This window comes from Embleya sp. NPDC055664, assembly GCF_053618075.1.
Map to the genome: position 1 here is coordinate 79,226 of NZ_JBSHGZ010000025.1, position 25,060 is coordinate 104,285.

Annotated in this window: 21 protein-coding genes and 1 pseudogene; 8 read left to right on the plus strand and 14 right to left on the minus strand. The window is 71.5% G+C overall.

Features of this window, described 5'->3' with window-relative positions:
• Window positions 1-59: 59 nt before the first annotated feature.
• The gene (locus tag ACWGR4_RS32075) at window positions 60-230 is read left to right on the plus strand and encodes a hypothetical protein (RefSeq protein WP_380010776.1); all 171 of its coding nucleotides are present in this window, start codon (window positions 60-62) and stop codon (window positions 228-230) included.
• Between the two features lie 589 nt (window positions 231-819).
• Here ACWGR4_RS32075 and ACWGR4_RS32080 read toward each other — a convergent pair.
• From ACWGR4_RS32080 to ACWGR4_RS32105, 6 genes are all read right to left on the minus strand, one after another.
• The gene (locus tag ACWGR4_RS32080; RefSeq protein ID WP_452131901.1) at window positions 820-3,549 is read right to left on the minus strand and encodes a M28 family peptidase; all 2,730 of its coding nucleotides are present in this window, start codon (window positions 3,547-3,549) and stop codon (window positions 820-822) included.
• Between the two features lie 188 nt (window positions 3,550-3,737).
• A complete protein-coding gene (locus tag ACWGR4_RS32085; protein ID WP_452131900.1) occupies window positions 3,738-4,895 on the minus strand; it encodes an epoxide hydrolase family protein in 1,158 nt (385 codons plus the stop codon).
• 189 nt (window positions 4,896-5,084) lie between these two features.
• On the minus strand, window positions 5,085-6,140 hold the full coding sequence (locus ACWGR4_RS32090) for a hypothetical protein (RefSeq protein WP_452131899.1): 1,056 nt from the start codon (window positions 6,138-6,140) through the stop codon (window positions 5,085-5,087).
• A 147-nt stretch (window positions 6,141-6,287) separates the two neighbouring features.
• On the minus strand, window positions 6,288-6,704 hold the full coding sequence (locus ACWGR4_RS32095; protein ID WP_452131898.1) for an arsenate reductase ArsC: 417 nt from the start codon (window positions 6,702-6,704) through the stop codon (window positions 6,288-6,290).
• Window positions 6,697-7,800 carry an ACR3 family arsenite efflux transporter gene (arsB, locus tag ACWGR4_RS32100; RefSeq protein WP_452131897.1) on the minus strand — a complete coding sequence of 368 codons (1,104 nt, stop codon included), beginning with the start codon at window positions 7,798-7,800 and terminating at the stop codon, window positions 6,697-6,699. Before arsB ends, ACWGR4_RS32095 begins: the two co-directional genes overlap by 8 nt.
• Window positions 7,797-8,198: an ArsR/SmtB family transcription factor gene (locus ACWGR4_RS32105; RefSeq protein ID WP_452131896.1), complete on the minus strand. Its 402-nt coding sequence runs from the start codon at window positions 8,196-8,198 to the stop codon at window positions 7,797-7,799. The genes arsB and ACWGR4_RS32105 overlap by 4 nt, the downstream gene beginning before the upstream one ends.
• Window positions 8,199-8,278: 80 nt before the next feature.
• Between ACWGR4_RS32105 and ACWGR4_RS32110 the strand changes: the two genes are divergently transcribed.
• Window positions 8,279-8,746: an ArsI/CadI family heavy metal resistance metalloenzyme gene (locus tag ACWGR4_RS32110; RefSeq protein ID WP_452131895.1), complete on the plus strand. Its 468-nt coding sequence runs from the start codon at window positions 8,279-8,281 to the stop codon at window positions 8,744-8,746.
• 28 nt (window positions 8,747-8,774) lie between these two features.
• Here ACWGR4_RS32110 and ACWGR4_RS32115 read toward each other — a convergent pair whose 3' ends face one another.
• A complete protein-coding gene (locus ACWGR4_RS32115; RefSeq protein WP_452131894.1) occupies window positions 8,775-9,149 on the minus strand; it encodes an STAS domain-containing protein in 375 nt (124 codons plus the stop codon).
• Window positions 9,150-9,161: 12 nt separating this feature from the next.
• Here ACWGR4_RS32115 and ACWGR4_RS32120 point away from each other — a divergent pair.
• Both ACWGR4_RS32120 and ACWGR4_RS32125 read left to right on the plus strand, forming a co-directional pair.
• A pseudogene (locus tag ACWGR4_RS32120) lies at window positions 9,162-9,445 on the plus strand (cysteine hydrolase family protein); the annotation flags it as partial.
• A 169-nt stretch (window positions 9,446-9,614) separates the two neighbouring features.
• Complete coding sequence (locus tag ACWGR4_RS32125) at window positions 9,615-11,840, plus strand: catalase (protein ID WP_452131911.1); 2,226 nt, start codon at window positions 9,615-9,617, stop codon at window positions 11,838-11,840.
• 187 nt (window positions 11,841-12,027) lie between these two features.
• Here ACWGR4_RS32125 and ACWGR4_RS32130 read toward each other — a convergent pair whose 3' ends face one another.
• Window positions 12,028-12,978: a universal stress protein gene (locus ACWGR4_RS32130; protein ID WP_452131893.1), complete on the minus strand. Its 951-nt coding sequence runs from the start codon at window positions 12,976-12,978 to the stop codon at window positions 12,028-12,030.
• Between the two features lie 82 nt (window positions 12,979-13,060).
• Window positions 13,061-13,969 carry a universal stress protein gene (locus ACWGR4_RS32135; RefSeq protein WP_452131892.1) on the minus strand — a complete coding sequence of 303 codons (909 nt, stop codon included), beginning with the start codon at window positions 13,967-13,969 and terminating at the stop codon, window positions 13,061-13,063.
• 193 nt (window positions 13,970-14,162) lie between these two features.
• Here ACWGR4_RS32135 and ACWGR4_RS32140 point away from each other — a divergent pair, with 193 nt between their 5' ends.
• Window positions 14,163-16,877, plus strand: coding sequence for a bifunctional acetate--CoA ligase family protein/GNAT family N-acetyltransferase (locus ACWGR4_RS32140; protein WP_452131891.1), 2,715 nt, complete (start codon window positions 14,163-14,165; stop codon window positions 16,875-16,877).
• Window positions 16,878-17,045: 168 nt separating this feature from the next.
• Window positions 17,046-18,314, plus strand: a complete 1,269-nt coding sequence (locus ACWGR4_RS32145; RefSeq protein WP_452131890.1) for an APC family permease — start codon at window positions 17,046-17,048, stop codon at window positions 18,312-18,314.
• 31 nt (window positions 18,315-18,345) lie between these two features.
• Here ACWGR4_RS32145 and ACWGR4_RS32150 read toward each other — a convergent pair whose 3' ends face one another.
• The 5 genes from ACWGR4_RS32150 to ACWGR4_RS32170 form a co-directional block, all read right to left on the minus strand.
• A complete protein-coding gene (locus ACWGR4_RS32150; RefSeq protein WP_452131889.1) occupies window positions 18,346-18,828 on the minus strand; it encodes a pyridoxamine 5'-phosphate oxidase family protein in 483 nt (160 codons plus the stop codon).
• 95 nt (window positions 18,829-18,923) lie between these two features.
• Window positions 18,924-19,685 (minus strand): DUF6544 family protein, encoded by a 762-nt coding sequence (locus tag ACWGR4_RS32155; RefSeq protein WP_452131888.1) that lies wholly within the window; start codon window positions 19,683-19,685, stop codon window positions 18,924-18,926.
• Between the two features lie 113 nt (window positions 19,686-19,798).
• A complete protein-coding gene (locus tag ACWGR4_RS32160; RefSeq protein WP_452131887.1) occupies window positions 19,799-20,446 on the minus strand; it encodes a DoxX family membrane protein in 648 nt (215 codons plus the stop codon).
• A 334-nt stretch (window positions 20,447-20,780) separates the two neighbouring features.
• Window positions 20,781-21,671 (minus strand): universal stress protein, encoded by an 891-nt coding sequence (locus tag ACWGR4_RS32165; RefSeq protein WP_452131886.1) that lies wholly within the window; start codon window positions 21,669-21,671, stop codon window positions 20,781-20,783.
• 137 nt (window positions 21,672-21,808) lie between these two features.
• Window positions 21,809-23,479: a sensor histidine kinase gene (locus ACWGR4_RS32170; RefSeq protein ID WP_452134287.1), complete on the minus strand. Its 1,671-nt coding sequence runs from the start codon at window positions 23,477-23,479 to the stop codon at window positions 21,809-21,811.
• A gap of 388 nt (window positions 23,480-23,867) precedes the next feature.
• On the opposite strand from ACWGR4_RS32170, the gene ACWGR4_RS32175 reads away from it, so the two are divergent.
• Both ACWGR4_RS32175 and ACWGR4_RS32180 read left to right on the plus strand, forming a co-directional pair.
• The gene (locus tag ACWGR4_RS32175; RefSeq protein WP_452133792.1) at window positions 23,868-24,308 is read left to right on the plus strand and encodes a CBS domain-containing protein; all 441 of its coding nucleotides are present in this window, start codon (window positions 23,868-23,870) and stop codon (window positions 24,306-24,308) included.
• Window positions 24,309-24,376: 68 nt separating this feature from the next.
• Window positions 24,377-25,039: a response regulator gene (locus ACWGR4_RS32180; RefSeq protein ID WP_452133793.1), complete on the plus strand. Its 663-nt coding sequence runs from the start codon at window positions 24,377-24,379 to the stop codon at window positions 25,037-25,039.
• Window positions 25,040-25,060 lie beyond the last annotated feature (21 nt).

Sequence of the window (25,060 nt, forward strand, 5' to 3'; positions counted from 1 at the left end):
TCGAAGGTCGACAGCACCGCCGCCGCACTTGCCCCGCCCACCACTCCAGGAGGCACCCCGTGGGGGAATTCATCCACGAACTGACCGGCGGCATCGAAGAGGCCCGCGACAAGCTCGATCAGGCCCGTCAGGACGAGGACGCATACGGCACGGAGGTCTGGCAGGCACGCCTGGACGCCCTGGAACGACTCGCCGAACAACACGGCATCGACCTGCCGGAGCACCCCTGAACCAGGCTCCTGAGCCCGGCCCCTGAGCCCGTACCGACCGCGGCACGCCCGCGACCGGTTCCCGTCGACACCGCGGATTCCGTCAGGGAGGACGCACGATGACCGCCGCCCAACCCCGCCTGATCGAGATCTCCGGCGCCGAGGCCCTATGGCTGTTGGAGGGCGCCACGACCGGGCGCCTGCTCTACGGCTTCGCCGGCATCACCGCGATACGACCCGCGCGGCACATCCTCGAACACGGCAGCCTCGTCGTTCGTGCGCCCGTCCCCCTCGACGTCCTGGTCCGCTCACAGCCGTCACCGACCGCGGGTGACTCCGGCGTCGGGCCAGGCGTCGCCCCGGACCCGCGCATGCAGATGCTCGTCATGCCGGCCGTCGGCGTGCGGCAGGGCGCTTCGCGTCGTCCCCGCCTCCTCGTTGCGTCCCGTCGAAGGCGGCGGCGATGGGTCGTGGGAGCGATTCGAGCCTGCGCCGACCTCATCGGATCCCCGCGCGCCCGGTCGGCACCCCCGTGGCCGTCGGCTGTGTGGGGGCGGGGATCGCCGGTACCGACCTGCTTCGGGCGGCCGGTACCGGCGATCGTTGAGGGTTACGCGGTGGGCGTGGTGACCGCGACCGCGGTCTTCCAGATCGTGTATGCCACGCCGTCGGCGCTGCGGTTGAGTACCGTGGCGTCGATGTTGCTCGTCGTGTCACACGCGGAGTGGTAGCACGCGTCGTAGGACGCGCCGGCCCTGCCGCCCCACTTGGCCGCCTGCGCCGAGGTCTTGGTGGCACTGGCGCCTGCTGCGTAGCCCGAGGTGGGGATGCCGGCCCGCTGGAAGGAGTAGTCGTCGGAGCGGCCTTGGCCCTCGACGTTCTCCTCGGGACGCAGGTTCAGCGTGTCCCAGTACGCCTTGAGGGGCGCGGCGGTGGCCGAGTTGATGTTGTTGACGAAGTAGCCCGCGTTGCGTGAGGCGACCATGTCGAAGTTGTAATAGCCCCTGATTGCGGCGCGCTGTGTCGAGGTGAGTTGGCTGACGTAGAACTGCGAGCCCTGGAGGCCCTGTTCCTCGCCGGCCCACCAGCCGAAGCGCACGTGCTTGGTGAGCGTGGGGTTGGCCCGGGCGAGCGCGAGGGCGTTCTCCAGGAGGGTGGCCGAGCCGGAGCCGTTGTCGTTGATGCCGGGACCGGCACTGACGCCGTCCAGGTGGGCGCCGAACATGACGACCTGGTCGGCGGGGCCGCCGGGCCAGTCGGCGATCAGGTTGTTGGAGCGGTATCGGCAGGAGGTGCAGACCTGCTCGGACACGGTGAAGCCGGCGGCCTGGAGCTTGCCCTTCACATAGGCCACGGACGCGGTGTAACCCGCGCTGCCCGCACGGCGGTTGCCACCGTTCTGGTTCGCGATCTGGTTGAGCTGGGCCAGATGCGCCTGCACGTTCGCCACGTTGATGTCGGGCGGCGCCAGGCTGCGGTTGCCGGGACCCGTCACGGTGAGGGTGTACCGGGCGGTGTGGGTGGCGGTGGGGCCGCTACCGGTGACGGTCACGGGGTAGGTGCCTGCCGGCGCGGTCGAACTCGCCGACAGGGTCAGCGTCGAGCCGCCCACCTCGGCGGACGCCGGGGTGATGGTCGCGGTCACACCGGTGGGCAGACCGCTCGTGGACAGCGTGACGTTCTGCGCCGCGCCCGCGGTCACGGCCGTGCTCACCGCGGTCGTGATCGAGTCGCCCGGTGTCACGATGCCCGAGGGCGAGGTGAAGGCGACCGAGAAGTCGTCCAGGCCGGAACCCGCGGTGCAGGTGGGGTCGGCGGACTGGGCGGGCACGCTGATGGCGTTCCACGCCGCCTTGGTCTTGTTGAACAGACCGCAGGTGGGGTCGAGGGATTTCGCCGATTTCAGGGTCGCGGTGCGGTACTTCTTGTAGGTCATGCCGCTGGTCTTGAGCAACATGCCGCCGTAGAAGACCTTGCCCGCCTTCTGGATGCCCACGCCCGAGAGGGTGGTGTTGTTGCAGGTCGGGCTGGTCGGCTTGCCGCCGCCCGGGTTGGTGCCCTCGGCGAGCAGGTAGAACCAGTGGTTGAGCGGTCCGGCCGCCGCGTGCTCCTCGGTGTTGGGGATCGACGAGCTGTAGCAGTTCGGGTCGCCGTTGGTGGAGGGCTTGTACATGTAGCGGATGGGCCCCTGGCCGACCAGGTTGACCGTTTCGCCGACGGTGTAGTCGGGGGTGTCGTAGGGCGAGGATTCGTTGGTGTACGCCTCGGTCAGCGCGCCCATGATGTCGCCGGTGCCCTCGCCGAGTCCGGCTTCACCGTTGGCGCCGCCGGGGGTGAACTGGTCTATGCCGTGGCCGAATTCGTGGCCGACGACGTCCATCGAGCCGATCCACTGGTTGCTCTGGTTGTGGCCGATCGAGACGGACGAGCCGTCCCAGTAGGCGTTGACGTCGTTCAGGCCGACCTTGACCGGCCAGCTGCCGCCGCTGCCGTTGTGCCCGTTGCGACCGAGCCAGTCGCGGAGCATGTTCCATTCTTTTTGGGCCGCGAACATGACGTCGGCGCAGCCGGTTTCCTTGCTGGATGCCTGGCCGTTGCCCCACGAGTCGGTGGACTTGGAGAACACCGTCCCGGTGGAGTAGTCCGCGCAGGACAGGCCGGGTCGGCCCGGGTCGCGCAGCGAATACCTGGCACCGGACTTGGTGGTGTCGATCGGGATGTTCGGGCCGTTCCACTGGCTGTTGCCGGTGCCGGCCTTGACGTCGTCGACCTTGTCGAGCACCGTGCCCGTGCTCGCGTCGACGAAGACGTGCAGCCTGCTGGGCGCGGTCGCGGTGCGGCCGACGAGCACGGTCTCCCAGGCGAGATTGCTCCGATCGTCCCCGACCCGGACGACCAGGCGGTGCGACTCGACCCGGTCCACCGAAGCGAGTTCGGCCCTGGAGGTGGTCTCCGCGGCGTCGGCCGTCACGATCGGGTGAACCGGGGTGGATATCCGTACGTCGCTCGCGGACTGGGTCGCGCGGACGCGACCCTTGCCGTCGGCGAGGACGACGGCGTCGCCGCCGACGACCGGCAGGCCGCGGTAGGTGCGCTCGTAGGCGACGGAGTACAGATCGTCGACCCACGGCGTCACCGACTGCCGTTCGTACTGCTCGTCGGGTCCCTTGGCCAGAACGTCCAGGCCGCTTGCGGCGGCCCGGTCGGCAGCGGAGACGGCGAGCGCCTGAGAGCCGGGCGGCGCGGGCGGTTCGGCCGCGGCCGACTGGGTCGTCGCGCCGACGGTGAGGCCGGCGAGTAAGGCGAGGACGGTCCCGGTGGTGGTCACTCTTCGATTCATCGAGGCTCCTTTGGTGGAAGGCAGACCTCGACCACGACACCGACCTGCTGTCGCGGGCATCTCGTGAGCCGCGCGAACGACCGGGCAGGACGGGGTTCGTGCCCGAGCAAGCGAAACACTCACACAGGCGTCCATGCCGGGCGAAGGGATACGACCGAACCGGCAAATTCCGGGAAACCGGCGAAGTCCTACCGGTCCCGGACTCGCAACGGTCGGAAGAAGTCTCGCAGGTCGCGGGCCAGTTGTTCGGGTTCCTCGTGGGCCATGAAGTGTCCGCCGCGCTCCGGGGTGTGCCATTGCCGCAGGTCGGTGAAGGTCCGTTCGGCGAGGCCGCGGGGCATGCCGCGGAACGCCGGTTCGTTGCTCAGCGTCACGGCGCCGGGCACGGTGATCGGCGGCAGCGGCCGGTCGTGCGACCAGTCGTGGTACTCGCGGAACGACGTGCCGATCGACTCGGTCGCCCAGTACAGCGTCGCCACCGTCAGCAGCGTGTCGCGGTCCCAGCGCGTCGTCACGTCGCCGCCGCAGTCGCTCCAGTCGCGGTACTTGTCCACGATCCACGCCAGCAGTCCCGCCGGGGAGTCCATCAGCGCGGCCGCGACGGTGTCCGGGCGGGTGGACATGATCGCGCTGTAGCCGCCGTCGGCGGCGTCGTACACGGCCAGCGCGTCCAGGAATTGCTGCTCCTCGGGCGTCGGCGGCGCCGCGCCGAAGTCGGTCGGGACCACCGACGAGGTGACGAGTACGCCGGCCACCTCGTCCGGGAACAGCGCGCCGAGCCACTGCGTAATCCCACTGCCGATGTCGCCGCCCTCGGCACCGAAGCGAGGGTAGCCGAGTACGTCGGTCATCAGCGCGTGCCACGTCTCGGCGACCGCGCGCCGCGTGAACGGGCCGCTCGGCGGCTCGGAGAAGGCGAACCCGGGCAGCGACGGGATCACCACGTCGAATGCGTCCGCCGGGTCTGCGCCGTGTGCGCCCGGGTCGGTCAGCAGCTCGGCGATCCGCAACATCTCCACGAAGCTGCTCGGCCATCCGTGGCTGAGTACCAGCGGCAAGGGGGTTGGTCCACCGGCCGGGCCCTTGCCGCGCATGTGCACGAAGTGCACCTTGCGCCCGCCGACTTCGGCGCGGAAGTGTGGGTACGCGTTCAGCCGAGCCTCGGCCGCCCGCCAGTCGAAGCCGTCCGCCCAGTACGCCACCAGCTCGCGCAGGGCGCCGGGATCGACCCCGGCCGCCCAGTACACCGGGTTCGTCGCGGTGGTGAACCGGGTGCGTAGCAGCCGCTCGCGCAGGTCGTCGAGCACATGGCCTGAGACCGAGATGTGGTATCGCTCTGTGCTCACGTGTGTCCTTTGGTGGTTCATGTGTCGTCCGGGGCGTGGTCGGCCCCGTCCGAGGCTACGTTCAAATCGTCGACCGCCGGCGCCGGTTCATGCATGACCCACAGGCATACCTACGCCACATCGTTTCGCCGGCGACCACGGCGGGTGCCGTGATGTGTGGTGGCGGCCGGCTTGTTGGTGCCGCGTTGGTCAGTCGCCGAGGGTGTAGAAGTGGACCCGCGTGTCGGATCCGAAGGTTTTGAACCAGTCGGTGACCGAGCCCTGTTCGTCGAACGGGTCTTCCTCGTAGAGCCACTCCGGGTCGAGATCCCCCAGAACCGCCTCTCTGAACGCGGCGTATGCGCTCTTGATGTCGTGGTCGTACAGGCCGTGGATGTCGAGGACGGGGACGGCTTCCTGGAGGAGGAGGTGCAGGGCGAGTGCCTCGGCCGTGGTGGCGGGTGGGTGCCACGCGGTCGAGGTGAGGCGTTGGGTCACACCGGCGGCGGCGATGATGAATCGGCGGACGAACAACTCGGTGTACTGCTCGGCGAAGGCGGGCGGAAGTTCGTCCAGAATGAAGAAGTCCGCGTCGGAGTCCTCGACATGGTCGGCCACTTCGTCCTCGGCCAGGCTCACCAGGTCGCCGAAGAGTTCGTCGGTGAGCAGATCGATGGCGTAGACGAGGGCGCCTGCCGCCAGTTCGACGGTGGCGTGGGGGAGCGGGTCCGAGTCGGTGTGACCGAATCGGGCTGCGGCGAAACAGGTCAGACGTGGGGCCAGGCTCCGAAGTCGCCTGCAATACCTCTCGACTTCCTCGTGGGTCGGCGCGCCCACGTTCGGGTCCGGCACGGGGCGGCGGTGGAGTAGGGCGCGCTCTGCCGGGTCCGCGGGCGGCGCGTCGGGGCCGTCGGCGGCGGCGAGGCTCTTTCGCGCGAGCGCGTCGTGCAATTTGACCTCGCACGAGGCAACCACCCACTCCTCCAAGCCTTCGGTGTTCTCCAGGATCTCCTCGACCACCTCACGGGCCGCCGTCTCGGCGAACTCCAGCGCGGGGGCGTTCAGTTCCATGAGCACCAGGGCGCCTTCGGGATGCGAGCCGACGCGGAAGTCGTCGAGGTCGATGCGCATGTCGTCGGGGCCGTCGACGCCCTCCAGGCGCTCCAGGGGTTCGGCGAGCAGGCTTGCTATGCCCGCCCGCCGCAGGTTGTCCAGAGGCGGATGGCCGCTCGGGGGGACGACGTCGACGTGTACGAAGTAGGTCACGTGACAAGCCTGCCCGAGCCCGACGCGGAAGATCGGCGAACCGGGTACACGGCCGGGACCGGCTCGGGCGTTCCCGGCCGATGTCGCCTGGCGAACGCCCGAACGCGGGGAAGGCGATCGTCGGTGTGCGGCACACGGCGGCGCCGGTCAGGCCGCCTCGACGCCGAGTTCGGCGAGCAGGGCGCGGACGCGTCGTTCGATCTCGTCGCGGATCGGCCGCACGGCCTCGACACCCTGTCCGGCGGGGTCGTCGAGCCTCCAGTCGAGGTATCGCCTGCCGGGGAGGATCGGGCAGGTGTCGCCGCAACCCATGGTGATCACCACGTCGGACGCGCGTACCGCCTCCGTGGTCAGGATCTTCGGCGTCTCGGCGGACATGTCGATGCCGACCTCCGCCATTGCCGCGACGGCGGCCGGGTTGACGGCGTCGGCGGGCGCGGATCCGGCGGAGCGTACCTCGACCCGGCCGTCGGCGAGGTGGGTGAGCCAGGCGGCGGCCATCTGGGACCGTCCGGCGTTGTGGACGCACACGAACAGCACGGATGGCGTGGCGGGTTCAGACACGGGCGGGACCTTCCGGGGCTGCGGTGGCGGTGGGTTGGGGGAAGTGGCGGCGGGCGGCGAGGGCGACGTACACGAGGCCGATCAGCACCGGTACCTCGATGAGGGGCCCGACGACTCCGGCGAGGGCCTGTCCGGAGGAGGCGCCGAAGGTGGCGATGGCGACCGCGATGGCGAGTTCGAAGTTGTTGCCCGCGGCGGTGAACGCCAGTGTCGTGGCCCGCGCATGGTCCAGGCCGACGGCGCGTGCGACGGCCATGGATCCGCCCCACATCAGCGCGAAGTAGGCGAGCAGGGGCAGCGCGATCCGGGCGACGTCGAGCGGTTTGGAGGTGACGGCGTCGCCTTGGAGGGCGAAGAGCACGACGATGGTGAACAGGAGTCCGTACAGGGCGAACGGGCCGATCCTGGGGATCAGTCTCGTCTCGTACCAGGTGCGGCCGCGGGTCTTCTCGCCGAGGCGGCGGGTGAGGAATCCGGCCAGGAGCGGGATGCCGAGGAAGATCAGCACGCTGCGGGCGATTTCCCATACGGACACGTCCAGGGCGGTGCGGTCCAGGCCGAGCCATCCGGGCAGCACGTCGAGGTAGAACCAGCCGAGTGCGGCGAAGGCGATCACCTGGAACACCGAGTTGAGCGCGACCAGGACGGCGGCGGCCTCGCGGTCGCCGCAGGCGAGGTCGTTCCAGATGATCACCATGGCGATGCAGCGGGCCAGGCCGACGATGATCAGGCCGGTGCGGTACTCGGGCAGGTCGGGCAGCATCAGCCACGCGAGGGCGAACATCAGCGCGGGACCGACGACCCAGTTCAGGACCAGGGACGGCACGAGCAGCCGCCGGTCGCGGGTGACGGTGTCGAGCCGGTCCCAGCGCACCTTCGCGAGCACCGGGTACATCATCACGAGCAGGCCGAGCGCGATCGGCAGCGAGACGCCTGTGACCGTCACCTTCGCGAGCGCGTCGCCGAGGCCGGGGACGAGTCGGCCCAGGCCGAGGCCGGCGGCCATCGCGAGCAGGATCCACACCGCGAGGAAACGGTCGAGGAACGACAGTCGTCCGGCGACCGGTCCCGCGGGGGTCGCGGCCGGGGCGCTCACGCGTCGACCGGAGTGGGGGCGGGGTCGGGGAGGGGGTCGCCGGCGGGGCGGGTGAGGATCGCGGCGAGGCGGTCGGTCGTGGCGGGCAGGAGTCGGTAGTACACCCATGTCCCGCGCCGTTCGGAGGCGATCAGCCCGGCCTGCTTGAGCAGCTTGAGGTGGTGGGAGATCGTCGGCTGGGACAGGTCGAACGCCGGGGTGAGATCGCAGACGCAGATCTCCCCGCCCGCACGGGAGGCGATCATCGACAGCAGCCGCAGCCGCACCGGGTCGCCCAGCGCCTTGAACACCCGCGCCAGGTCGAGGGCCTGCTCCTCGTCCAGCGGGGCGGTCAGCAGGGCGGCCGGGCAACATCCGTCGGCGTCCTGCCCGAGCACCACGAGTTTCTGTTTCGACATTCCTCTATGTTGACGTTCTTCGATCCAAGGCGCAAGCTTGTATCGATCAACATCGATACAAGCCGATGGAGGCAGCTGTCATGTCCCGTGTGCAACTTGCGCTCAACGTCGCCGACCTCGACGCGTCGGTGGCCTTCTACTCCAAGCTGTTCGGCGTAGAGCCCGCCAAGCGCCGACCCGGCTACGCGAACTTCGCCGTCACCGACCCGCCGTTGAAGCTCGTCCTGATCGAGGGCGAGGCCGGCCGGGACACCCGTCTGGACCACCTCGGCGTCGAGGTCGGCTCCACCGACGACGTCACCGCCGCCACCACCCGCCTCAAGGACGCCGGGCTCGCCACGTTCGAGGAAGACGACACCTCCTGCTGCTACGCCCTCCAGGACAAGGTGTGGGTCCACGGCCCCGGCAAGGAGCCGTGGGAGGTCTACGTCGTCAAGGCCGACGCCGAGCGAATGGGCAAGAGCCCGGCACCGGGCGCCGACGCCTGTTGCGGGGGTGGGCCCGAGGTCGATCCGGCGCCCGCCGCCGCCTGTGTTTGCGGCGGCTGACGGCGAAGCCGCGAGAGGGTCGTCCGCCTCAGGGTGAGGTCTGCTCGTGTTCCCCGCAGGTGTACGCGGCCCGAGCGTCGTCGACGTCGCTGTGCACGGCGAAGACGATGTCCGAGTGGCTCGTCGCCAGGAGCCGGACTATCCGAGGTGGCGGGGACGCCAGGAACAATCGCCCGCCGGCCGCCGATGCGCGCCGGCGCAGCCGTAACAACGCGTCGAACCCCGAGGAGTCGCACCCGTCGACTCCGGCCAGGTCCAGGACGAGATCCGGGTGCCGGGCGAGCACTTCGCGCACTTGCCGATCGAGGCCGGGCGCCGTGTCCGCGTCGAGTTCGCCGGACACGGCCGCCACGGCGAGTCGCCCGGGGCTTCGGTGGATGTCGAGACATGGTTCGCGATCCATGAGCGAACGCTCCTGTACGTGGTCAAGGCCCGCCATTCGATCTTCTACCAGACACCGCTCGAATACCTGCTCACGCAAAAGGCGTGCGGCACATCGTGCTCACGGGGCAGGTCACCGAGCAGTGCGTGCTCTACTCGGCGCTGGACGCCCACATCCGGCATTTCGAGGTGACCGTGGCACAGGACGCCGTCGCCCACATCCACGAGGACCTCGCCGACGCGGCGCTGCGCATGATGGAGCGCAACATGGGAGCCCGCATCCTCCCGGCCGAGGACATCGACTTCACCCGGCAATGAGCGCGCCCGCGCGGGCGCGCCGGCCGATGTATCCGGACTCGGGCGTTCCGGCTTTTGGACCTCGGGTGACGACGAATGAGGGAAACCGGGGAACCCGGCCCGTCGGATGTATCACCCGCGCGTGGACGGGCAAGCGGCAACGGTCCAAACAACCGCTGTGCCCGGAGGAATGATGAGCCAGTCCGACCCCGCCCCGCGGATTCCCGGACGTCCCGGCAGCCGTGCGCCATCGGTGACGGAACCGACGGACCCGCACGACCCGCTTCCCCCCAAGCCCGATCAGGACGGGCCGGCCACCCAGAGCCCCACGGGGCAGGCCACCGGCGCCGAGCAGTTCACCCGGGCCCAGGCAGGCGCGTTCCTGACCACCGCCCAGGGATTGCGCGTACCCGACTCGGACCACTCGCTCAAGGCGGGGCCGCGCGGCCCGGTACTGCTCCAGGACCACCATCTGCGCGAGAAGATCACCCATTTCGATCACGAGCGCATTCCCGAGCGGGTGGTGCACGCGCGCGGCGCGGCGGCGCACGGCGTTTTTCGCGGCTACGGCACGGCGACATCGGTCACCAAGGCGGCGTTCCTCGCCGAGGGGGTGGAGACGCCGGTGTTCGTGCGCTTCTCCACCGTGCTCGGCTCGCGCGGCTCGGCGGACACCGTGCGCGACACCCGGGGGTTCGCGACCAAGTTCTACACCTCCGAGGGTGTCTTCGACCTGGTCGGCAACAACATCCCGGTGTTCTTCATTCAGGACGCCATCAAGTTCCCCGACGTCATCCACGCGGGGAAGCCGCATCCGGATCGCGAGATCCCCCAGGCGCAGAGCGCGCACGACACGTTCTGGGATTTCGTCTCGTTGCACACCGAGGCCACCCACCACACCATCTGGAACATGTCCGATCGGGGCATCCCCCGCTCCTTCCGGACCATGGAGGGCTTCGGCGTCCACACCTTCCGACTGGTCGCCGCCGACGGGTCGACCACCCTGGTGAAATTCCACTGGAAGCCCAAGGCGGGCGTGCACTCACTGGTGTGGGAGGAGGCGCAGCTGATCAACGGTATGGACCCGGACTTCCATCGGCGCGATCTGGCGGACGCGATCGAGGCGGGCGCGTTTCCGCAGTGGGAATTCGGCATCCAGACCTTTCCCGATACGCCGGAGCAGACGTTCGAGGGCATCGATCTGCTGGATCCCACCAAGATCGTGCCGGAGGAACTGGCGCCGGTACAGCCGATCGGGCTGCTCACCCTGAACGCCAACCCGAAGAACTTCTTCGCCGAGACCGAGCAGGTCGCCTTCCATCCGGGGCATCTCGTCCCCGGGATCGACCTGACCGACGATCCGTTGCTGGCCGGTCGGCTGTTCTCCTACCTGGACACCCAGATCACCCGTCTCGGCGGCCCCAACTTCGCGCAGATCCCGATCAACCGCACGCACGCGCCGATCAACGACATGCAGCGCGACGGCTTCCATCAGGACGCGGTGCACACGGGCGTCGCGCCGTATCGCCCGAACTCGCTCGACGGGGGCTGTCCGTTCCTGGCCGGCGCCGACGCGGGAGCGTACGTGGAGACCCCGGTGGCGGTACCGGCCGCTACGAAGGTGCGCGAGGCACCGGCGTCCTTCGACGACCACTTCGGCCAGGCGCGGCTCTTCTGGCTGAGCCTGAGCGACGTCGAACGCGAACATGTGGTCGGCGCCTACACGTTCGAGCTCGCCAAGTGTTACGAGGACGCCGTGCGCGAGCGGGCGCTGGGTGTGTTGGCCAATGTGGACGAGCATCTGTGCGCAGCGGTCGCCGCCGGGCTGGGACTGCCCGCGCCCGCGCCGACGAAGCCGCCGGTGTCCGTACGGCCCAGCCCCGCACTGTCCCAGGTCGGCGGAACCTGGCCGGTGGCCGGACGCGTCGTCGGCATCGTTGCGGACGAGGGCAGCGATCTCGGCGCTCTGCGCACGGCGCGGGACGCGATCGCCGGGGCGGACATGGTCCCGCTGATCATCGCGCCGACCGGTGGCGCGCTCGGCGGTTCCTCGGCCGAACCAGTTCCGGTGCAGCGTACGTTCGCCGCCGCCCGCTCGGTGGAGTTCGACGCGGTGCTGCTCGCGAGCGCACCCGCACCGGCCGCCGACGCGTACGGCGCCCGCGACGCCAAGGCGGGCTCCGGAACGGGCGAGCTGGACCCGCGCGTCGCGCTGATCCTCGCCGAGGCGTACCGGCACGCCAAAGTCGTCGGCGGCTGGTCCACGGCCGGCGAAGCCCTCGCCGCGGCGGGCATCCCCGTCGACAGCCCGGGTGTCCTCGTCGAGAACGATCCGGCGGCCGTGGTCGACGCGACGGCTCGGTTGCTGGCCACGCACCGGGTCTGGGAACGTTTCCCGAGCACCGGACAACTCTGAGCACCGGGGGTCCCGGTCACCATCCGGGGGCGCGGATCGTGTGCGGCAGGGCATACGATCCGCGACCCTCCCCTGTACTTCCCGTTGCCGATCGGTCGGCCGCCGGCGTCCGCGTTGTGCGCCACCACGCAGAACGGGTGGCCGTCGGGGTCGGTCAACACCGGAAGTGGCGCCGTGCGACGGATGATCAGCGAGGGTTGTCGGGGTGTGGGGGCTGGGTGGACTTGGGGGTGGGGCGGGGCTGAACCGGGGTGAGGAGGATGGGGGAGCGGGCGTGGTGTAGGGCTGTGTGGATGGCTCGGCCCAGGTTGGGGCCGAAGCGGCCGGTGTTGCGGTGGGCGGCGAGGACCAGGAGGTCGGCGTCGGCGCTTGCGGTGATCAGGGCGTGGGCGGTGGTGTCCAGGACGACGTCCTCGGTGACGGGGACGTCCGGGTGCTTGTCGCGGAAGGGCTTGAGGGCGGTGGCCAGGGTGGTCTCCGCCATCGTGCGCCAGTCGTCGATGATCGACACGGCCGGGGCGAACGCCAGGCCGCCGGCCAGCGACGCCGGGTAGCGCCACGCGTGGATGGCGTGTACGGGCAGGTTCCGGGCCGCCGCCTGGGCGAAGGCGGCTTCCAGGGCGGGGCCGCAGTCGTCGGCGGAGACGCCGACCACGATCGGCTTCGCGGGACGGTCGACGGCGGTGTCGTGGTCGGGGTGGACGACCAGGATCGGGCAGCGGGCCGCCGCCGAGACGGGCAGGCTGACCGAGCCCATCAGGAGGCCGGCGAAGCCGCCCATGCCCCGGCTGCCGACGACGAGCAGGGCGGCGCGGTCGCTCGCAGCCTCCAACGCGTCGATGGCGTTGGCGAGTTCGACCGTGGCGAGCACCCGCAGGTCGCCGTGTCTGGCGCGTGCGCGGTCGGCGCCCCGGTCGACGATGGCGCGGGCGTTCTCGCGCAACTGCTGCCCGAAGCGGTCGTCGCCGCCGGCGACTTCGACCCATTCCAGGGCGTGCAGCACTTCGAGGGTGGTGTCTCGGCGGGCGGCCTCGTCGGCGGCCAGGTCCACGGCTCGTTCGGCGCCGGGGGAGCCGTCGAAGCCGACGACGACGTGTCCCTGGAGCGGAGCCGGACGGGGGGTCGATTCTTCGGTCATGGTGGGGAATCCCTTTCAGGGGGTGGGAGACGGGAGGGGGCGTCGGGGCCGACCGTGCGTCGATGCCCGGTTCGGCGAGGGCTCAGTCGTGGTCGGCGGATGTCTCGTCCGCCGAGGTGGGGACGATCACCAGCGGGCAACGGGCGTGGTGGATCAGGCCCTGACCGACCGAGCCGAGCAGCAGGCCCGCGAAGCCGCCGCGTCCGCGCGTGCCGACGACCAGGCACAGGGCGTGCTCGGCGGCCTCGCGCAGGACTGCGACCGGGTGTCCGACGGCGACCTCGCGGTGTACCGGCACGCTCGGGTACTTCTCCGTCCACCCCGCGAGCGTCTCGGCGAGCCGCAGTCGGCCCTCCTGCATCTCCTCGCGCATTCGCATCCCAGCCAACAACCCGCCGGAGAACTGGCGGACGTTGACGGCCACGATCGTGGCGCCGCGCCGGGCGGCCTCGTCGAAGGCGTACGCCACGGCCGGTTCGGAGTGCGGCGCCCCGTCCACCGCGACCACGATCGTCGGCGGCTCGCCGCTCGTGTGCTCGGGCTCTCGGACCACGACCACCGGACAGGTCGCGTGCGCGGTGACCGGTACCGCGATTCCGCCCGTGGTCAACATCTCCGTGGCCGCGGACAGCCGGCGCGAGCCGAGCACGACCATCGCCGCGTCCCGCGAGTGCTCGCGCAGCACGGCCACCGGCGGTCCGTCGGCCAGGACCGACTCGGTGGTCAGCCGCGGGTGGCGGCTCGCGACCAACGCACGGGCTTCGTCCAGGGCCCTTGTGCCGGTCGCGCGGAAACGTTCGCCCCAGGTCAGGCGGTGCGGGTTCGGCTCGGGCCGGCGCTCGACGCCGACCGGCCAGTCGAGCGCGTGCACCAGGCGCAGCGGCAGGCCGCGTCGGGCGGCCTCGTCGGCGGCCCACACGACGGCGAGGCGGCCGGCGTCGGTGTCTTCGACGCCGACGACGATCGGTGTTGCTCCCACGTGCGTGGTCACGGTCGACTCCTTCTCCCCGGGGCCGAACGATCGCCTGTCGGCCCGTGCTTCGAACACTGCCCGCCCTGCCCGGAGCCGGGCAGGGCCATTGGGCCCGAGTCCCCGGACCGGTCGGCCCTGCCCGGTGCGCGGGATCGGCGCGAGGCTGGCCGCGAGCGGCGCGAAACGCGCCCCGGCCGAAGGGAACGGGACCATGCACGAGGTCGGTACACCGCACGCGATCTGGGCGCTGGCCGCCGACGGCGAGACGGTGCTGCTGCGGCGTCCGGGACCCGAGGACCGGGACCGGGTGTCGGCGATGCACCGCGCGATGTCGGCGGAGAATCTGTACCTGCGGTTCTTCGGGGCGTCGGAGTCGGCGGCGCGCGAGACCGCCGAGCGGGTGACCACACCCGACCGGGACGGTTGCGGTGCGCTGATCGCGCTCACGCCCGATGGGGACGAGGTGGTCGGGGTCGTCGAGTACAACGGCGCCGACGGCCCCGGCCCCGGCTCCCGCTCCGGCGAGGCGGAACTCGCGCTGGCCGTGGCCGACGCGTGGCACGGCCGGGGGATCGGCACGCTGCTGATCGAGCACGTGGTGACGATGGCCCGCGCGGACGGCGTACGCACGCTGGTGGCGGACCTGTTGCCGTGGAACCGGCCGATGTTGCGGGTCCTGGAGGACATGGGCATGCCGGTCCGCAACCGGCTCGTGTCCGGCGTGCTGAGCTGCGAGATCCCGTTGGACGGCGACATCCCGACGATCGAGCGCTACCTGACCGCGGTGGCGCGGCGCGAGGCGTTGGCCGATGTGGCCAGTCTGGTGCCGCTGTTCGCGCCCCGCTCGGTGGCGATCGCCGGCGCGGGGCGACGGGCCGATTCGGTCGGCCGGGCGCTGCTGCACAACGTGATGGCGGCCGGCTACGCCGGATCGTTGGCCGTACTGCATCCCACGGCGACGCAGGTGGACGGGGTACCGGCGTTCCCGACGCCCGATCTGCTCCCCGAGGTGCCCGACCTGGTCGTGGTGGCCGTCCCGGCCGACCGGGTCCCCGACCTGGTCGAGGACTGCGGACGGGTCGGCGTGCGGGCCGTGGTCGTGGTGACCTCGGGCGGTACGCCGGAGCAGGCCGCGCGCGTGCACGCCTCCATCCGGCGGCACGGGATGCGCATGGTCGGCCCGAACTGCCTGGGCATCGCGCAGACCGACCCGGCGACGGCCCTGAACGCGACCTTCGGCTGGACCATCCCCACGCGCGGCGGCGCCGGGGTGGCGGTGCAGTCCGGCGGTGTGGGGATCGCCTTGATCGAGCAGTTGAACCGCCTGGGGATCGGCGTGTCCACGTTCGCGTCACTCGGTGACAAGTACGACGTCAGTGGCAACGACATGCTCCAGTGGTGGCAGGCCGACCCGCGCACCACGATGGCGATCCTGCACCTGGAATCCTTCGGCAACCCGCGCAAGTTCTCCCGGATCGCGCGCACCGTCGGCCGCGTCAAGCCGGTGCTCACCGTGGACGCGGGACGCTCCGCCGCCGGCCGCCGCGCCGCCGGGTCGCACACCGCCGCCGCGGTCACCCCGACCGTGGCGCGCGGCGCGCTGTTCCGCCAGGCCGGCGTGACCGCCGTACAGACCCTCGGCGACCTGGTCGCCGTCGCGGCGCTGCTGCACGCGCAACCCCTGCCCGACGGCGGCTCGGTCGCGGTGATCGGCAACGCGGGCGGCGCGGGGGTGCTGGCGGCCGACGCCTGCGTGGACGCGGGGCTGGCCGTACCGCGCTTCGGCCCCGACCTCGAAGCCGACCTGCGCGCCCTCCTGCCCGCCGGCGCCGCGTGCGCCAACCCGGTCGACACCACCGCCACCGTCGACGGCGAGACGCTGCGCCGCTGCGTGGACCGGGTCCTGGCGGCCGGCCACGTGGACGCGGTCGTCTTGGCCCTCGCGCCGACCGCCCTCGGCGACCCGCTGGGCGACCTCCTGGAGGGCCCCGCGGTGCGTGCGCGGCCCGTCCTGGTGATCGCCCCGGAACGCGGAGCGTCCGTCGAGCTGTTGCCCGCCGTGGGCGGGACGGTGCCGGTGTACAACGACGCGCGCACCGCCGCCGTCGCGCTCGCCCACGCCTACGAGCGCTCGATGTGGCTGACCCGCCCGCGCGGCACGGTACCGCCGCTGCCCGACGTCGACCGCGGCGCGGCCCGCGCGCTCGTCGCCGATCATCTGCTGCGCGAGCCCGACGGGGGATGGCTGCCGCCTCGCGCGTGCGCCCGCCTGCTGGGCGCCTACGGCATCGAGGTCAGCCCGTGGCGGCAGGCGTTCGACGCCGACGAGGCGGTGGCGCTCGCCCGCGAACTCGCCCCGCTCGGCGCCGACGGCGCGGTCGTGCTCAAGGCGTACGGCCCGCACATCGTGCACAAGAGCGACGTCGGCGGGGTCCGGCTGCGCCTGGTCGGCGACGACGCGGTGCGCGCGGCTTTCACCGACCTCGCCGATCGCGTCGGCGCCCTGATGGAGAGCGTGGTGGTGCAGCCCATGGCCGCGTCCGGCGTCGAACTGATCGCCGGGGTGACCCAGGACGAAGTGCTCGGCCCGCTGGTGCTGTTCGGCCTCGGCGGCGTGGCCACCGACGTGCTGGCCGACCACGGCGCCCGGCTCACCCCGCTGACCGACCTGGACGCGCATACGCTGCTCGCGGGCTCGCGCGGGGCGCCGCTGCTCTACGGCCACCGGGGGGCGGCGCCCGTCGACACGGCCGGGATCGAGGACGTCCTGCATCGACTGTCCAGGCTCGCGGACGACGTGCCGCAACTCGTGGAGGCGGACCTGAACCCGCTGGTCGCCCGCCCCGACGGCGTCACCGTCCTCGACGCCCGCATCCGCCTCGCGCCGCGCCCCGGACACGACCCGTACCTGCGACGCCTGCGCTGAATCGGAGCATTGCCCGGGAACAGTGAAGGCACCGCCGGCGCCCGCCCGTCCGGCCCCGGCGGTTCCCCTCGTCGTCATCCGTGCGACATCCCCTTCCGATATCGTGCACCGCTGTCGAAGTGCCCGTCCCATCGGCTCCCTGCGGCCGTCGTCGTCGAGGAGTGAACGATGAGTACGTCTGCGGTGCCGGTCGGCGGGGGTGAGCTGAAACGGCATCTGGGCGTGTCCGACGCCGTAGTGATCGGGTTGGGCTCGATGATCGGGGCCGGGATCTTCGCGTCCCTGGCCCCGGCCGCGTCGGCGGCCGGCTCCGGACTGTTGCTCGGCCTGGCGCTGGCGGCGGTGGTGGCGTACTGCAACGCGACGTCCTCGGCGCGGCTGGCGGCCCGCTACCCGCAGTCGGGCGGCACGTACGTGTACGGACGCGAGCGGCTCGGCGACTTCTGGGGATACCTGGCCGGGTGGGGCTTCGTGGTCGGCAAGACCGCCTCGTGCGCGGCGATGGCGCTGACGGTCGGCTCGTACGTGTGGCCCGACCAGGCGCACGCGGTCGCCGTCGCCGCGGTGGTGGTGCTGACGGCGGTGAACTACGCGGGCGTGCAGAAGTCCGCGCTGCTGACCCGGGCGGTGGTCGCGGTCGTCCTGGTGGTGCTCACCATGGTGGTCGTGGTGTGCCTGACGTCGGGTTCGGTGGCCGCGGCGCGGCTGGACGTCGGGGCGGACGCCTCCGCGGGCGGGGTGTTGCAGGCCGCCGGGCTGTTGTTCTTCGCGTTCGCCGGGTACGCGCGCATCGCCACGCTGGGCGAGGAGGTCAAAGATCCGAAGCGGACCATCCCCCGTGCGATCCCGCTGGCCCTCGGCATCACCCTCGTGGTGTACGCGGCGGTCGCCGTCGCCGTCCTGCTGGTACTGGGCCCGGACCGGCTCTCCGATGCCGCCGCGCCGCTGGTCGAGGCGGTTCGTGCGGCGGGTGTCCCGGGCCTGGCGCCCGTGGTCCGGGTCGGTGCGGCCGTCGCCGCACTCGGCTCGCTCCTTGCGCTGATCCTGGGCGTCTCCCGGACCACCCTGGCCATGGCCCGCGACCGGCATCTGCCGCACGCCCTGGCCGCCGTGCATCCGCGCTTCCACGTCCCGCACCGGGCCGAACCGGCCGTCGGCTGCGTGGTCGCGATCCTGGCCGCCACGACGGACGTGCGCGGCGCGATCGGCTTCTCGTCCTTCGGCGTGTTGGCCTACTACGCGATCGCCAACGCCGCCGCCTGGACCCTCGCCCCCGACGAGGGTCGCCCGGCCCGGATCGTGCCGATCGTCGGCACGTCGGGCTGCCTGGTCCTGGCCTTCGCCCTGCCGCTTGCCTCGGTACTCGCCGGGGCCGCCGTGATCGCGGCCGGCGCCGCGGCCTACGGCGTCCGCAGAGCGATCGGCCGCAACACCTGACGGATCGCGGTGTCGGGTGGACGGGTCGAACTCACGCGCCCGAAGCAGCCGGCGGCGGGTCGGTCGCCGTCGCCTGTCCCGACGGCGAACCGGAGCCCGTGGTGTGCCGCACCAGCAGGCCGGTGACGAACTCGGAAGTGATCGAGAACCACGCCTGGTTCTCCCCGGGTTCGGCATCGGACAGCGGGTGTTCGGGACGCGCGACGGGCGCGACGGCCGCGGGGCCCCGGACGCGGGAGGCGTGGCCGGTGATGGTGCCCGTCCAGCCGGCAAGCGTCGTCGGGTCGATGTAATCGGCCTGGAACGCGACCACCGCGTCCACCACGGCCTTCGCAAGCGTGGAGTCGGCGGGGGCGCGGAAGACCACCGACTCCCCGTCGAAGGCGAACGTCACCAAGTGCACGGCCGGAAGTGCGCCCTCGCTGACGACGACACGTCCCACGCGTGCGCCGGCCATCAACTCCAGCGTCTCCCGGCGGTCGAGGGGACGATTCGTCACGAGGTCTTCGCTCATCCCCCCACTCTCGAACCCCATCGGGTCCTCGACCAGGGCCGAACGGCCCTGTGCGAGAGAACGGGTCGCGCTCACCGTGCGTGACGGGGTGTACGTCACGGCTCGGCGCGGCGGAAGTCCGCCGCGTCGATGTCGTAGTGGATGAACGCGTCGGCGTCGTCCCAACCGGCACTGATTCCGGTCGGCAGGAGGAATCCGTCGTGCGCGATCTCGCCGTCGAAGGTGGCGGTGAAGCGGTGTTCACGATGGCGACCGCCGTCGGGGTTGCCCCAGCGGGGCAGCGAGACCGACGCCAGGGCGCCGGAGGGCGTCACGGTCACCGTCACCTCCCGGGGATGGCCGGCGACGACGAAATGGGCGACAGCCCGCGTGTCGTCCAACCCCTGCCAACGCACGTCGCGGTGCAGCGCAAAGGTGGGCACGAACACGAATTCGCCGGCCAGGCGACCGGCCGCGCTGCGGGTCACGTCGGCACCGGACGCGCCGATGAAGGGCACCACGCCGAACAGCCGCCACCGCATCGCGCCGCCCGCCGCGTCCAGGCGGTCGAAGCCGCGGATCCGGATCCCCGCCGGCCCGCGCACCCTCGCGTCCCAGCGGAACGCGGTGGGCGGGGTCAGGGTCTGCCGGGACTCGAAGGGGCACCACCGGCGCCGTACCCGGATCCGGCCGTGCGCGCGCAGCTCCACCGAGGTCGGGGTCGGCGCGCCGGGCGGCACCGCATGGGCGAGCCATCGCCGGATCGGCTCGGGCAGCGGACTCGTCGGTACGTCCCGCACGGGGTGGTCGCCGGCGGGTGGCTCGGCGGCGGGTGGTTCGGAGGCGGGTTCCTCGGCCGGGGAGTGTGGGGTGCGCATGGTGTCCGGCTCCTGTCGGTACGCAGGGCTTCGGGATCGGGACCGCACGTGGTTCGGCCGGGCCCGTCGCGTGGACGGTACCCGGCCGAGGTCCGTGGTGATGGTGGTGGTGATCAGAGCAGCCAGCGGTGGTCGCGGACGATCGGCAGGCGGGCCCACAGGGCGCCGAGGCCGAGTCGGCTGCCGACGGCGACGGCGGCGAGGGTGATCAGTGAGATCGCGTAGATGACGTGATAGTCGGTGAAGGGGTTGGTGGAGGCGGTGGGCTTGCCGCTGTCGAGGTGCTTGGCCGGGGGCCACTCGGCGATCCACATCAGCGCCATCATGGCGGTGCCGGACAGGGCCGCCAGACGCAGGCCGATGCCCAGGATCAGGGCGAGGCCGACACCGAGCAGGCCGAGCATGAACAGCCAGTCGGCCCAGGTCTCCCCGGCCCAGCCGCGCAGGGTGCCGGCCATCGGGCCGACGTGCACGTGGGACAGGAATCCCTTGGTGGGGGAGCCGCCGTCGACCCAGCCCTTGCCGTTCGCGGTGGCGTAGCCGAGGCCGAACGTCTTGTCGAGGAACGCCCACAGGAACACGAAGCCCAGCAGGACGCGCAGGCTCGCCACGGCGACGTCGACGGTGCGGGTGGCGGCGATCGCCGGGGCGCCGGCCACGACGTCGGGCCCGGTCGCGTCCCTCCGGGTTCGGGGCGCAGAAGTGGGGCGGTGGGGCAGGTGCAGGCGCGAGGACAGTCGGTGGTCGTGTGCGGTTGCCATGTCGGTTCCCTCCCTGTGGCGCCGGGCCCGGTGCCCGGCGCTCGGCCGCCGTCGTGCGTTGCCGGGCCGTTGGCATCAATCTCCCGTGATCCCGGCAGCCGCCCCAGGGCCGAGAGGCCCGAAACGGTGGGTCCAACAGCCGGTTGCCGCCGGGACGTTGCCGATGGATCGGACGGGCCGACACGGCAAAAGGCGGTCGTCCCCGACGGATCCGGGACGACCGCCTCGGGTCGCAGTCCTCTTCGTGCGTCTTCCTCGTGCCCGGAACGAACCGCGCTCGCGTGACGAACCGTCCGACCACATCCGGGACTTCGGTCGGGCCCGGCCCGTTGCCTCAGCCGACCGGCACGATCAGGACGGGGGCGTGTGCGTGGTGCAGGACCGTGTGACCGACCCGTCCCAGACGCGTGCCGAAACGGGCGGTGCGACGGTGCGCGGCGAGGACCACCAGGTCCGCCTCGCGCGATGCCTCCACCAGCGCCTGACTCGCGCCCTCGCGTATGACACGCACCTGCGATTCGATCTCGGGGTGCTTGGCCCGCGAGGCGGCGAGTGCGGCATCCACGGCGCTCCGCCGCACGGCGCTTTCCGCGGCCAGGGATTCGATGGCCGCCGCGGGCAGCCCGAGGGGGGTGGGGACGATCGGCGGGATCGCGTTCAGCGCACACACCCGCAGGTGGCGCAACTCGGCCTCCTCGTAAGCGGCTTCCACCGCGAGGCCGCAATCCGAGCCCGCGACACCCACCACCACCAGGCCCTCACCGGAACCGTCCGGCCGGGACGGGGCCTCGTGCCGGTCGCGCACCACCAGCAGCGGGCACGGGGTGTACGCGGCCACCGAAAGGCTGACCGAGCCCAGGAGCAGACCGGCCATCCGGCCGTGTCCGCGGCTTCCGAGCACCACGAGGGAGGCGTGTTCGGCGGAGGCGAGCAGGACCTCGTGCGCGGGGCCTCGGCGGACCCGGGCGATTGTCCAGATCTGCGGGTGCAGGGCCTGTACGTGGGCGACGGCCGCCTTCGTCGCCTCCTCGGCCTCCCGGCGCATCTGCCGTACGCAGGCGTCGAGTTGCCCGTCGCCGGGCAGGGTCCAGGCGCTGACGATCTCCAACGGCAGATGCCGGTTCGCGGCTTCCAGGGCGGCCTGTGTGACGGCGGAGAGCGCGGCGGGCGATCCGTCCACGCCGACGACCACGTGTCCGGTGGGAGGGGGCGGAATGGCAGACATGGACTCGTCCCTTCTCGAAGGGGCAACCGCGCGGGCGGCGTTGCCTTTTTCGAGTCCATGTCAACGCATACCGCGCCCGCCACACAGGGGCCGATGGGCCCGGCGACGGGGGCCGAGTGACCCGAAGGCGAACACGGTCAACCCAGTGGTACGCGCCATTCGAGTAGTGCGCCGTGGTCGGGTGCCGGGCCGAATGTGCAGGTTCCGCCGAGGGTTTCGGCGCGTTCGCGCATGTTGGCGAGGCCGCTGTCGCGGGTTGGGGGTGTGGGTGGGCCGTCGCCGTTGTCGCGGACGTGTAGCCATACTTCGGTTCCGTCGGTTTCCACGTGTACTTCGACGCGGGTTGCGTGTGCGTGGCGGGCGGTGTTGGCGAGTGCTTCGCGCAGGACCGCGATCAGGTGGACGGCGATGGTTTCGGGGACGGTGGTGTCCAGGAGGCCGTCGACGCGCAGGGTGGGGGCGTAGCCGAGGGTTTCGGTGGCGGCGTCGACTTCGCGCAGGCAGCGTGAGCGTAGTGCGGTGTCGGTGTCGCGGTTGCGGGTCTTGAGGGAGAAGATCGTGGATCGGATGACCTTGATGGTGTCGTCGAGGGCGTCCACGGCGGTTTCGACGCGTTCGAGGGCTTCGGGGTGGTCGATGAAGCGGGTGGCGCTTTGGAGGGTCATGCCGGTGGCGAAGAGTCGTTGGATGGCGAGGTCGTGGAGGTCGCGGGCGATGCGGTCGCGGTCCTGGAGCACGGTCAACAACTCCGCGTCGCGGCGTCGTTCGGCGATCTCCAGGGCGAGTGCGGCGTGGTCGGCGAAGCCGGTGACCATGCGCAGCACCGCGTCCGACAACTGCGGGCGATCCACTCGATTGGCGACCTGCAGCACGCCGCGGATGCTTTCGCGAGTGCCGAGCGGCAGCAGGAACGCCGAACCCAGCTCGGGCGCCACCGTCTTGGCCACCACCGCGCTGGGATTGCGACTGAGATCGTTGCTGACGATCGTCTCGCCGGAGGCGAACACCTTGCCCATCAGGGTGCTTTCGCCGGACAGGACCAGACCGCGAACGCCGTCCGCGAGTGGGCCCGAGGCGGCCTCCACCACCAGGTCGTCGCTGCCGGCCACCGGCACCGCCAGGGTCACCAGATCGGCGTCGGCCATCTCGCGGATGGTCGTGGTGAAGGAGCGGAGCACGTCGGCGGGGGGTCGGCCGGAGAGCAGGCTGCGGGTGAGGTCGGAGCTGGCGGTGAGCCAGCGTTCGCGGCGGCGGACGTCGTCGTACAGGCGGGCGTTGTCGATGGCCACGCCCGCGGCGGCGGCGAGGGTGCGCAGGACGGCCTCGTCGTCCTCGTCGAAGTCGGCGCCGCCGCGTTTCTCGGTGAGGTAGAGGTTGCCGAAGACGGTGTCGCGGATGCGGATGGGGACACCGACGAAGGTGTTCATGGGCGGGTGGCCGGGCGGGAAGCCGAACGAGTCGGGGTGTTCGGACAGGTCGTGCAGGCGCAGGGGGTGGGGGTCGCGGATGATCAGGCCGAGGATGCCGCGTCCGGTGGGGAAGGGGCCGATGCGCAGGATGGTGGCGGGGTCCATGCCCACGGGCAGGAATCGGGCGAGTCGTTCCTCGTCGCCGATCACGCCGAGGGCGCCGTATTCGGCGTCGACCAGGGACACCGCCGACTCGACGATGCGGCGCAGCACGGTCTCCAGGTCCAGATCGCTGCCCACGGACAGCACGGCCTCCAGCAGCCCGTTGACCCGGTCCCTGGCCGAACGCACCACCTCCACGTGCGCCTGGAGCTCGTCCAACAACTCGTCCAGACGCATCCGCGGCAATGCCGGTCGCTGATCCGACGCCACAAACCCTCCAGAGGATCGAAGACCGTCGAAACGGCTGTCGCGTCCATCGTGTCAAACCACGTCGCACGCGTCTGCTGTTCGTGGCATGGAAGATTCGCGATTTCGGTCGACGACATCCCGAACAGGGCCGGTCGGCCCTGGGGAAGACCTCGTGACAGGGCCGGGAGACCCTGTGCGCACCGGCGGGGGCGGCGCAGGGTGGGGGTGTACCTCTCGTCGAGGAGGAACCCATGGACACGGCGGAGCGGACCCCGGACCACGCCCGGCCCGACCTCACGGTCACCGTCGGTGCCGCGCCGGACGGGGAAGACCGCCCCCCGATCCCCGTGGCCACACACGCGACAGGAGTAACGCCATGACCGAGACGACGCAGGCCATCCCGGACACGAGTCCGCGCATTCCGACCGTGCGCGAGGTGATGCACGGACCGGTGGTCACGGTGGTTGCCGAGGACACGTTGTGGGCGGTGATGGACAACATGATCACCACTCGGCTGCACCACGTCGGCGTCGTCGACGGCGATCGGGCCCTGGGCCTGATCAGCGACCGCGACCTTGCCGCCGTCTGGACCCTGGACCCGCTGGGCCTCAAGCAGCACACCGCCGGACGCGTCGTCGCCGACACCGAGACGACCTTCGTCTCCCCCGACACCGACGTGGTGACGGCGGGTGAGCAGTTGCTCAGGCACCGCCGCGACGCGCTGCTCGTCGTCGACGCCGGCGGCGCGGCGCTGGGGGTTCTCACCGACCGTGACCTGCTGACCGTTCTCCTGGGGCTGCACCGCCCGATACGGTGACGGTGTGACAGGCACGGGCGTCCACGACGTCCGACAATGGAGTTACGTGTGATCTCGGGAGGAGGGCCGTGTCGACATCGCCCATCCGTGTGTTCCTGCTGGACGACCACGAGGTGGTTCGCAGGGGGCTGGCCGACCTGCTCGGTGGTGAACCCGACATCGAGGTGGTCGGCGAGTCGGGCTCGGCCGCCGAGGCGGCCCGGCGCATCCCGGCGCTGCGGCCGGACGTCGCGATTCTCGACGGGCGCCTGCCGGACGGCAGCGGCATCGACGTGTGCCGCGAGGTGCGTTCGCGCTTCCCCGAGATCAACGCGTTGATCCTGACCTCGTACGACGACGAGGACGCGCTGTTCGCGGCGATCATGGCCGGCGCGGCGGGCTACGTGCTCAAGCAGATCCGCGGCCGGGACCTGATCGCCGCCGTGCGTGCGGTCGCCGCGGGACAGTCGCTGCTCGACCCGGCGGTGACCACGCGCGTCCTGGAACGCGTACGTCAGGGACCGGCCGCGGAGCCGGGGCCGACCGGGCTCAGCGAACGGGAACAACAGGTCCTGGAGCACATCGCCCGGGGGCAGACCAACCGCGAGATCGCCGAAAGCCTCGGCCTGGCGGAAAAGACGGTCAAGAACTACGTCTCGGCGGTCCTGAACAAACTCGGCCTCGAACGCCGCGTCCAGGCCGCCGTGTACATGACCGAGTTGCACCAGGGCAACGAGCGCCACCGGACCTGAGACCGGTGGGTCCCGACGCGT